Below are 10000 nucleotides of genomic sequence, written 5' to 3' on the forward strand. Positions count from 1 at the left end.
AATTTAGTTAGTTAATATTTAGATAAATATCTAAAATCTCATCTAAATACAAATAAAGACCTAAAATATAAAATTGGCATTACTTTTACTACAAACTTCATACTTATGAAATTATTAAATTATATTTAAAAATAATGATTTAATAATAAACTTTTCCTTTATAAAAACTATAGATCAAGTATTAAAGCATGTAATGAGTATACTTAATTCGGATGTTACAATAATAGTCTCAACATTGAACGATATGCATAGAGATTTAGATTTTTTTTTTTTTAATCTTGTTGAAAATAATCCAGCTGAAATAATTGTTGCAGATGGAGGTTCAAAAGATGGAACTATAGATATTGCCAAAAAATATACAAATTCTGTTTATGTTGTGAGTCCTGGAATGGCTACACAACATTATTTTGCATTAAAAAAAGTTAAAACTAAATATGTTATTTGCTTATCAACTAAAAATGTTTTGCCATCAGGATTGGTATCGCTCTTAAAAAAAGATTTTGAAAGTAATGATTGTTTTGCAATTTTAGCAAAACAAAATTGTAGGTATGAAAGAAATTTTATTGAAAAAGGAAAAAAAATTATGATAGAATTCCTTCAAGAGGGTAAAAAAAATATAGATGTCCCAACCGATCCATGTTTTTATAATACAGAAAAATATCTTAATAACATAGTTGAAGAATTAGTTTCATCCCATAACGCTCAGAACTATGCGGTAGATACAATTAAAGCTGATTTAATAAAAGAAAAAAATCTTAAAGTTTTATATTCTCAACATTATTCAATCTTAAATGAAAAGTTAAATTTTAAAAAGTATGTAAAAAAAACTATTTTCTATGGTCAAGGTGATTTGTCATATTATCTAGAAAACAAAAATAGGTGGACTAACTATAGAAAAATATTAAGTCTTACTCATGTTTTAAGAAGGTATATTGTTGTTTTTCCTCTTAAATGCATTCTAAGACCTAGATATTTTATTGCAATTCCATTTTTTTGGTTAACTGCAACATTAAGATATTATGGTTTTTTTAAATCTATTTTAAAAAAAAAATAATACTTCAAAATAAAATGACTGAGAATAATTAAATTTGACTTTTGCTATATTTTTTGTCCAATAATTTTTGATTTTTCTTTGAAACTATTAAAAATAAATATATATCATTCAATTTTATGACTAGTAAATATATAGAATATAAACCTCTTTTAACAAACTATAATAAAATTATAAAATATTTAAAATTAATTGATAAGAATAGATATTATTCTAATTTCGGACCCTTATATTATGAATGTAATAAATTAATAAAAAAAAGATTTAATTTAAAAAAACAAACAACTGTTTTTACATCATCTGCCCATAGCTCTATTCTTGCCAGTTTATACTTAATAAAAAACTTAACAAAAAAAAGGTATGTTTTAACTAGCTCTTACAATTTTTTTTCATCACCTCAAGCTATAATTCAAGCTGGATTTGAGCCAGTTTTCATCGATATTAATATTAAAGATTTGCAATTTAACGATAATGATTTGATAAACTTACCAAAAAAAATATTAAGAAATATCGCTTGTATTATAATACCCTCACCTCATGGAATGCCCATAGATGTTTTTAAATTAAATAAAATAAGAAAAAAAAACAAATGTGAAATCATTTATGATGCAGCTGATACTTTTAATAATTTTAATAAAGATTTAAATAAAGCTGATTTTTTTATTTCTTGCAGTTTTCATCCTACTAAAAATTTTGGAGCAAACGAGTCAGGTTTAATTATTTGTAACAAAAAATATAAAAAAAAACTTGAAACAATCATTTCTTTTGGCGCCGATTTTGAACGAAAAAATGCAAACTTAATTGGATTTAATGGTAAATTTTCTGAGTATGATGCAGCTATATTTTTAGCAAATTATTTTGAAAATAGTAAATTTGAAAAAAAACTAAAGAAAAACTCAATTTATTTTAGAAGAAAATTTTTAGAACTAAACAAAAAAGATATTTTTTTACAAAGTGGGTTTGGGATTAATTGGTTCGGTTCAAAGGCTTGTTTAATTAGTACTAAAAAGAATTATAATAATTTCTATCAAGAGTTCATTAAGTTTAAAATCAAAATATTCCATCCATGGTCATCTAAACCAATGAATTATCAAAAAAATTTTAAAAATATTAAAAAAACCAATCTTAATGTAACAAAAAAATATACAAATAAAATATTTGCATTACCATTAAATAAAGATCTTGAGAAAAAAGATATTAATAAATTTATTTTTGCGATTTCAAAGATATTTGATTAATTTATATAACGATAAATCTTAAATAATAAAATTTTTATTTTCAAAAAAGTAATTCAAAATTGACAATTTTTTACCCTTATATTCTTTTAAAAAGGTAAGTTTTATGTTTTCTTTTTTGAAATATTTATTGTTATATAATTTCTTTCCACTAGGTAAGTTAATATATTCACTTGCTTTTAACTCTTTACATATATCTATAATTTTTTTTTCTCCTTTAAGTTTTTTATTTTCTAAACTACTTGATAATATCATCTTATTATTTAATTTCAGTTTTTTTAAAATTTTTTTATTTAAATTATTTATGTAAGCTAAAGGTGTTTGATGAAGTTTTGTCAAATCTTGCATTATAAAATCTAAATTTTTACTATTTTGTAAAAAATTAATTTTTTTTTTAAAATGTTCACTTGCCTCACTATTAATATCAAATTCTAAGTCACAAATTAAAGTATTTAAAGGTTTTTTTTTTAAGGGTAACGTAATCCAAGTTTTGTTACCAAATACATCGAATAAATTTCGATGCACAAATCCTCTTCTATTAAATTGAACATCATCCATAACCACAAAATAATCAACTTCTTTGAATAATAAATAATATCCTGGATATGGAACAAAATATGGTTGCATTACACAAATTTTCATTCTTAAATTAAATTGTAGTTAAATTTTTATATTTTTAATATATGTATACTAATTAAATTATTTCAAACTACAATTGTAGATACTATAAAACTTATGAAAGACTTGCTTGTATTTGGAAACGGAAATATATCAAAAATATTAAGTCAATACTTAGAAAAAAATTATAATATATTGGCATATGTTTCTTTTAAAAAATTTATTAAAAGTAAAAAATTTAATAATAAACCTTTATTCTCCGCTGAAAAAATTGATAAAAAGTTCTCTCCAAAAAATTATAAATTTATTACTACCATAGGGTATATAGAAATGAATAATGTAAGAAAAAATATACATAAATTTTTAAAATCAAAAGGTTATAAATTCATAAATTATGTACATGAAAATGTAAGTTTGCCTACTAACGTTAAAATTGGAGAAAATAATATTTTACTTGATAATGTTTCAATTAACCCAAAAACCGTTCTAGGAAATGGGAATATTATTTGGAGTAATTCTGTTATTTCACACAACGTAAAAATGAAAGATTTTAATTGGGTTTCATCAGGCTCGGTCGTTTCAGGAGAGACGACTGTTGGTAGTTGTAATTTCTTTGGATCAAATTCTACTGTGAGCAATAATTCATCAATAGGCAATAATTCATTTATAGGCGCGGGAACATTGGTTTCAGGAAAAATTGGAAATAATAGCACTTTTATCAACTCAAAATCAAAAAGGCTCAAGATAAGAAGTAATATATTTCTTAAATATATTAAAAATGAAAGATAAAATAGAAAAAATAAAAAAGATCTTGGGAAGAGATATAATTAAAAATAATAAAAATTTTAATACATTAGAAGATTGGGACTCTTTGGCACAAATGAAGTTTATTATTAGTTTAGAAAAAGAGTTTAAAATAAAATTTTCGACAAAAGAAATAATAAATATAAAAAGTATAAATTCTTGTATTAAAGTTTTAAAAAAATATGCAACTAAAAGAAAATGAAATTTTAATAATAGGTTCAGAAGGATCTATTGGTTCATCAATTTCAAAAAAATTGATTCAAAAAAAACTAAATCCAATTTTAATAGATGAAAAAAAATTAAAAAAAAAAAATTATCATAGAGTAAGATTAAAAGACTCTGCACAAATAGAAAAATTATTTAAAAAAATTTTTAAACTTTATCCTAAAATTAAAATATTAATAAATTGCTGTGGATTTATACATAGTGAATTATCATACAATTTTTTAGAGAAAAGAATTCATAATGAAAAATATTTGAGAAAAATATTTAATGAAAATTTATTTATACCTTATCTATCTAGTATCATTTTTGCCTATAAATTATTTGAAAAAAGATCGGCTGGATTAGTAATTAATTTTTCATCAACAAATTCCAAAGGACAAATTGGTCAAGCAGCTTATTCTGCTAGTAAAAAAGGTATCGAAATATTAACTAAAGTTTGGGCAAAAGAATTTTCGAACACTCAAATTAGATTTTCTTGTGTTGCTCCTGGCTATATAAAAATAAAATCTACATTAAATAAAACATCTAAAATGCAAATAAAAAGAATTATTGATAATAACCCTACAAAAAGATTGGGGGACATCGAAGAACTAATCAAAGCAATTTTTTTCATCATTGAAAATGACTATTTTAATGGAAAGACACTTTTTTTAGATGGTGGTCAATAGAAGATGTATAATAATAAACTTTCTAAATTATTTTTAGAAATTTGTAATAAAAACCCTCTTAATACAGCAATACAAATAAACAAGAAAAAAGTAAGTTATAAAAAATTGGACTACAATTCAAATAAATATAAAAAATTTTTTTTTAAAAACATCAAAAAAAAAACAGTAATTCTTATTGAGGGAAATAAGAATATCGAAACCTATTATTCAATGCTTGGAGCTATCAAAACACCATTTGCTTATTCAATAATTGATCCAAAAATTCCAAAAGAAAGATTTAAAAAATTAATTAAAAATGGAAATTTTTTTTTACTATATTCAAGCAAAAAATTTGAAAAAATAAAAAATATCAAAAAATATAAAATTAAAGAAATTTTAAAAAAAAATTTTGATAATGAAAATAAAAATAAAACTAAGATAATAAAAGATAATACCTACATAGTTTTTACTTCTGGCTCTACAGGAGCTCCCAAAGGCTGTTGTATAGGAGAAGAAAGTATATTGAGCTTTATAAATATATGGAAAAAAATATTGAAAATTAACGAAAAAAAACAAAAAAATTTTTCACAATTAAACCCACTATATTTTGATAACTCAATATTTGATTTCTATATCTCTATTTTTACAGGATCTATTCTAAGTCCTATAAATACAGACAAGATCGAAGATCTAATGAATGTTCCAAAAGAAATATTAAAAGCAAATTGTAATATATGGTTTTCTGTCCCATCTTTAATAATTTATCTATTAAATTTAAGATTGCTTAAAAGACAACATTTAAAAAAGCTCGACTATGTAATATTTGGTGGTGAAGGCTTTCCTAAAAATAAATTGAAAGAATTATGGATGTTAAAAAAGGAATTGATTAATGTTTATGGCCCATCAGAATGTACTTGCATTTGTAGTCATCATTTTATTAAAAAAAAAGATATTTTTGATGATAATGAAAAATTTGTACCATTAGGGAAAATAAGTGAAAATTTTAAATTTAAAATATTGAGCAAAAAAAATTTTGGTGAACTTTTGTTGTTTGGAAAAGGTGTGGGAAATGGTTATTTTCAAAATATAAAAGAAACTAAAAATAAATTTATTAAGAAACATAATAAAATAATTGGCTATAAAACTGGTGATATAATTAAAAAGAAAAATAACAAAATATTTTTTATCGGAAGAAAAGATAATCAAGTCAAATTAATGGGACACAGAATAGAGCTCGAAGAAATAGAAAAAGAAATAAGTAAATTAAAAAACGTTAAGGAAAATATTGTTACTAAGTCAAAAAATAAGAATATCGAATTTTTAACTGCACATATTTATCATACTAAGAGTTTAAAAAAAAAATTTGTTGAAAATTATTTAAATAAAAAATTACCATACTATATGAAACCTAAAGAACTTAATTTCTATAGAAAACCATTAAAAAAAAATAGAAATTTCAAAATTGATAGAAGCTTTTATCAAAACTTATCTGTGCAAATATAAATATTAGATCTCTAAATTCACGTTTGTAAGTAAAAATCTACTTTATTAATTTTAAAGCAATTGAGCCAAGCCAAAACCATATTTTCCAAATTCATTTCCACAATAAAATAAATATTTTTTTCCATCAATTTCAGAAATATTGGGATAAGCTAACATTTGAGAATCCCATCCATTTTTTGATACATCTATACCAATTTTATCATCGTCTCGATGCCATGTCTCTAAATCATTAGAATAAGCGTATCCTAACCTATAAGAACCATCTGAAGCTTCTCTGAAATCCAAGGGTTTTCGATAAGCAAAAATTGCATTCCATTTATCATTGTGCTTAACAACAGAGAATGAAACTTGACACTCATCTTTAAATTTAGAGGGTATTATTGGAATTCCATTTCTTTCCCAACTTATACCATCTTTAGATTTTGCATGAGCGAACTTATACACTGGTTCATATTTTCCATTATGATTTAACCACTTAGTTCCAACAAGATACCACATATGCCATAGACCATTTTCAACAATTATTTTTGGACCTGATAACAAAAACGGTTCTTTTTCAGTTTGTCCTAATATAGGTCCCTCACTTATTTTTTTAAATGTGTTACCACCGTCAGAACTTATAGCCAAACCTATTGCCATATTATATGGAACAGTCTGTAATCTAGACCAGCCCGTATAGTAACCATAAATCTGTTTACCAACTTTTATAAAACAGCTTGTCATTGCACCAAATTCATCAAAAGAACCAGGCGAACCAATTTCGAATAAAGGCTTATCAGAAATATTTATTACTTGTGTTAAATTTTTTCTGTCTAAATCTACATATCCAGATCTTGATACATACTTTAGATCTGTATTTTTTTTTGGTCTAGTTGCAAAGTAAACTCTTATAACTTCATCGTTTAATATAAATGGGACAGGAAGTTGCGCATATTCTTGCATCCATTCTTTGGTTTCGTTTTTACTTGGATCAAATATTTTTCCAAGCTTTTTCCATTTAAACATAATCTATAATTTCAATTCTATTCATCAAAAAATGCATACAATACTAACATCATTGACATATAATTTCTTTGTCTTAATTGAAGTTTAATTTTTGGAGCAATTTTTTTTAACAATATTGGCAGACGAAAAAAATCCTGTTTCACATGCATTTTAACAGCAATAAAAGGTTTATTTTTAGAAATTATTTCTGATGCTCCCTTCAAAGCATTATACTCTGCTCCATTAATATCTATTTTTATATAAGAAACTGAATGATTTGTGCGTGATAGGATAGAATCAATTGTGTTCACATTTATTTTATCGTCACCATGTAATTCAATTTTACTATCTATATCTTTTTCAGTATTGCTAAAAGATAAAATGTCCTTTTTATTCCATGCTCCTATCTGAATAGGTGTGCATCTATCATTAATTTGTAAATTATTAATTGTTTTTTTAAGTTCATTAAACATTTTGGGGAATGGCTCGAGGGAAATTATATGATCGTAGTTGCCATTAGCTATTGAATGAAAATCCTTTATTGAGTCTCCGTTAAAACCACCCACATCAAGCAAGATTTCATTTTTTTTTTTAGGAAAATTTTTTTTTGTAAAATATAAATGATCTAACTGGATATTTTTTTTAATATAGGACAAATCACCTGAAAGTTTTGTATTAATGGCACCTATAAAAGTTTTTTTGGAAAGTTTGTCTTCAAAACAATTATAAGCTTTTTCAAAATTTTCTTTATTTTCAATGATAAACGAATATTCCATAAATGTTTTGGGGATATTTAAAAAATCTGGTACATCAATTACAAATAGGTTTTTTCCACCATATTTTTTCAATTTTTTAATTGCTAGTGGATAATTTGGAAATCCGACAACTATATTATAATCATTGATATTATCCAAAATATCATTGACAAAAATAATTTCAGTATCGAGTAAAATTTCACTATGCTTGTACTTTTCATCAACAACAATTTTAAAAATTTTAATTCTTTTTGCTTTTAAATATTTAATTAAAACATATGAATAGATACCCGCACCATAAACTATCAATTTTTTTTTTGAATTTTTCAATTTTTCTATAATTTCATTGGTGTAATTTTTTTTGTTTTTAATTATTTTATCTAACATTGTTAAATTCTTTTGGAGGGTGGAAACTTTGGCAATTGATACTTTGGTTTTGTATTTTCTAGAAAATAAATATTCTTATTGTCCTTTTTAGTGGAAATAATTTTACTTAAATTTGATGGAATAGATGAAAAAACATTAATGACATATTTTTTTTTTCCATTGTGAAAAAATATTGCCCCATTATAATTTTTCTGAGATCTAATCTTTTGATCTATTGTATCCATGCTATCTGTTGTTAGATCAATTGTGAAATCTTGTTCAGTTACCCATGGTCTATATATACCGTCTTCAATGTTTTCTCCTTTTAATTTGCCTAGAATAAAAAGATAAGTAGACTCGATAAGTTTAGGTAAACCTTTCTCTAATTTTTTTATAACATCATTTACACTATCATTGTTAGAAATTTCAACATCATACCAATCAATTGCGATGCCCAAGTCTATCCTGCTATTAATCTTATGTAGTGTTATTGAAGTGGATTTGTGTCCTAATAAAATAGGCCAGATATCAGGGTTGGGACCTCTATTTGTTTTGAGATTACCACGATGTAGGTTAAAAAAATTATATTTTTCAGTTAGAATAGCTGGCACAAGCATGTCTAATTGATAAATAAAAAAAGGAATTGAGTTTTCATATAAATTAATTAATTTCTCAAAATCATTTATCCAATTAAATGACTTAATTTTTAATCCCAATTTATTTGTTACAATTTCTAATTCAGGATTAACTTTTTTTTTAAGACACAAGACGTCAATAATTTTAAACCTTTTTGACTGAGAAAGTTTTTCTAAACCTATTGCAGATGAACCAATGAATACGATTTCCTTACTCAATTATACTCTCAACAAAACAATCATTATTATTATTTTAGAACATACGCGTTTGGCATCCTGAAATTAAGAAGTATTTTTGCTTTTACATTTTCTAATTCACCAAATTTATGTTTTTTATTACTCATATATTTATCTTAATGATTTAATTCCTCTCTTCATTTCACTTCCTTCAAATTCGTCTTTATAAGCATAGCTACAAAATCCAAGTAAAATTTTTTCTTTTACAGTTAGATCTTTGTAAATTTTTTTCGGTAAAGCTCTTGGTATGTCAAACTGTTGTTTTAACCACCATCTTGTAAAGTTAGATAACAGCACCCATCGGCTCTTTCCAGATTTATTTTCTGTAGTTCCATGCCATACTCTTCCATCCCACATTACAATATCTCCCACTTTAGGAAAAACAGGTTTGGCTTTTATATTTTGATTTGCCCATTTACCTGATAAATGAGATCCTGGTTTAAATATTGTACATCCATTATCAAGATTCTGGTCTTCTAAAACTAAAGCACAAGGCATAGCAATAATTTCATTCCCTTTATATGGGATTAAAGAGTCAATATGTATAGGCATTTTTGCAACTGAACTTCTCGCTCCAAAAGCTCTTATGATGTAATTTGGATAATCTGGTTTGATCGAAGTGTACCATTTATCATTTAAAAAATACTTTAAAATATCTTCAAGAACTTTGCTGGATGTAAGTGCTTTAATAAACAAGATATTTTTATTCTGTAAATTAAAAACATTATTTGAAGTTTCTTGTGATCCACTTACACTTTTGGAAATATTTTTTTGAGATCTGGTAAGCTGTTTGGTTAATGTTAATAACTTTTTACAAGTATCTAATGAAAGTTGGTTTTTTAGAACAAAATAACCGTTTTTTTTTATGCTATTAATACCATCCTTAAGTTTACTTTTCATCTATCAATAATAAATTGATAGCATAAAATGATTATTTACT

11 protein-coding genes are annotated in these 10000 nt (G+C 24.1%); 6 read left to right on the forward strand and 5 right to left on the reverse strand.

Going from position 1 to position 10000, the window contains the following annotated elements; translation table 11 throughout:
• Positions 1–193: 193 nt before the first annotated feature.
• The gene (locus tag ACTT9X_RS05530) at positions 194–1054 is read left to right on the forward strand and encodes a glycosyltransferase (protein ID WP_440934649.1); all 861 of its coding nucleotides are present in this window, start codon (positions 194–196) and stop codon (positions 1052–1054) included.
• 116 nt (positions 1055–1170) lie between these two features.
• Entirely contained in the window at positions 1171–2289 is a 1119-nt protein-coding gene (locus tag ACTT9X_RS05535; RefSeq protein ID WP_440934650.1) for an aminotransferase class V-fold PLP-dependent enzyme, read from the forward strand.
• 18 nt (positions 2290–2307) lie between these two features.
• Here ACTT9X_RS05535 and ACTT9X_RS05540 read toward each other — a convergent pair whose 3' ends face one another.
• Positions 2308–2928, reverse strand: coding sequence for a WbqC family protein (locus tag ACTT9X_RS05540; RefSeq protein ID WP_440934651.1), 621 nt, complete (start codon positions 2926–2928; stop codon positions 2308–2310).
• Between the two features lie 93 nt (positions 2929–3021).
• On the opposite strand from ACTT9X_RS05540, the gene ACTT9X_RS05545 reads away from it, so the two are divergent.
• The 4 genes from ACTT9X_RS05545 to ACTT9X_RS05560 are packed head-to-tail and all read left to right on the forward strand — an operon-like array spanning position 3022 to position 6083.
• A complete protein-coding gene (locus tag ACTT9X_RS05545; RefSeq protein WP_440934652.1) occupies positions 3022–3693 on the forward strand; it encodes a hypothetical protein in 672 nt (223 codons plus the stop codon).
• Positions 3683–3910, forward strand: a complete 228-nt coding sequence (locus tag ACTT9X_RS05550) for an acyl carrier protein (protein WP_440934653.1) — start codon at positions 3683–3685, stop codon at positions 3908–3910. The genes ACTT9X_RS05545 and ACTT9X_RS05550 overlap by 11 nt, the downstream gene beginning before the upstream one ends.
• The gene (locus ACTT9X_RS05555; protein WP_440934654.1) at positions 3891–4601 is read left to right on the forward strand and encodes an SDR family NAD(P)-dependent oxidoreductase; all 711 of its coding nucleotides are present in this window, start codon (positions 3891–3893) and stop codon (positions 4599–4601) included. Before ACTT9X_RS05550 ends, ACTT9X_RS05555 begins: the two co-directional genes overlap by 20 nt.
• 3 nt (positions 4602–4604) lie before the next feature.
• On the forward strand, positions 4605–6083 hold the full coding sequence (locus ACTT9X_RS05560) for an AMP-binding protein (RefSeq protein WP_440934655.1): 1479 nt from the start codon (positions 4605–4607) through the stop codon (positions 6081–6083).
• Between the two features lie 51 nt (positions 6084–6134).
• Here the strand turns inward: ACTT9X_RS05560 and ACTT9X_RS05565 are convergent, their stop codons facing one another.
• The 4 genes from ACTT9X_RS05565 to ACTT9X_RS05580 all read right to left on the reverse strand — a co-directional run bounded on the left by ACTT9X_RS05565 (position 6135) and on the right by ACTT9X_RS05580 (position 9960).
• Positions 6135–7088 (reverse strand): hypothetical protein, encoded by a 954-nt coding sequence (locus ACTT9X_RS05565; protein WP_440934656.1) that lies wholly within the window; start codon positions 7086–7088, stop codon positions 6135–6137.
• 17 nt (positions 7089–7105) lie between these two features.
• Positions 7106–8209: an FkbM family methyltransferase gene (locus tag ACTT9X_RS05570; RefSeq protein ID WP_440934657.1), complete on the reverse strand. Its 1104-nt coding sequence runs from the start codon at positions 8207–8209 to the stop codon at positions 7106–7108.
• 2 nt (positions 8210–8211) lie between these two features.
• Complete coding sequence (locus ACTT9X_RS05575; protein ID WP_440934658.1) at positions 8212–9042, reverse strand: hypothetical protein; 831 nt, start codon at positions 9040–9042, stop codon at positions 8212–8214.
• A 129-nt stretch (positions 9043–9171) separates the two neighbouring features.
• Complete coding sequence (locus tag ACTT9X_RS05580; RefSeq protein ID WP_440934659.1) at positions 9172–9960, reverse strand: phytanoyl-CoA dioxygenase family protein; 789 nt, start codon at positions 9958–9960, stop codon at positions 9172–9174.
• Positions 9961–10000 lie beyond the last annotated feature (40 nt).

It is taken from the genome of Candidatus Pelagibacter sp. (assembly GCF_052049855.1).
In the GTDB taxonomy this organism is placed as follows: Bacteria; Pseudomonadota; Alphaproteobacteria; order Pelagibacterales; family Pelagibacteraceae; genus Pelagibacter.